A 280-nucleotide genomic window follows, 5' to 3' on the forward strand; every position below is an offset into this window, starting at 1 on the left:
CACTCTGTACTTCAGTAAGTGCATTGTAGAGGGGAACCGCATTGTTCTGAGCATACTCACAGATCGCCTTTGCATCACTTTTGTCTGTCTTTACCTTGGCCAGTTTCATCTGGATAAACCGCTTGATTGACAAAGGATTGATAACTGATACTGCTACTGCATTTTTGTAAAGAAACTGTGCGAGTCGGTAATGATAGTAACCTGTTGCCTCCATGGCTACTAATGAGTTCTCTGGTAATCCTTTAAGGAACTTTTTAAACCCAGACTCATCATTGTAAAA

Annotated in this window: 1 protein-coding gene; it reads right to left on the bottom strand. The window is 40.7% G+C overall.

Features of this window, described 5'->3' with window-relative positions; genetic code table 11:
* On the bottom strand, positions 1-280 hold a 280-nt coding region (locus tag LB449_RS13885; RefSeq protein ID WP_224455703.1), incomplete at both ends, for an IS110 family transposase.

Source organism: Psychroflexus lacisalsi, assembly GCF_020164495.1.
Classification (GTDB): domain Bacteria; phylum Bacteroidota; class Bacteroidia; order Flavobacteriales; family Flavobacteriaceae; genus Psychroflexus; species Psychroflexus lacisalsi.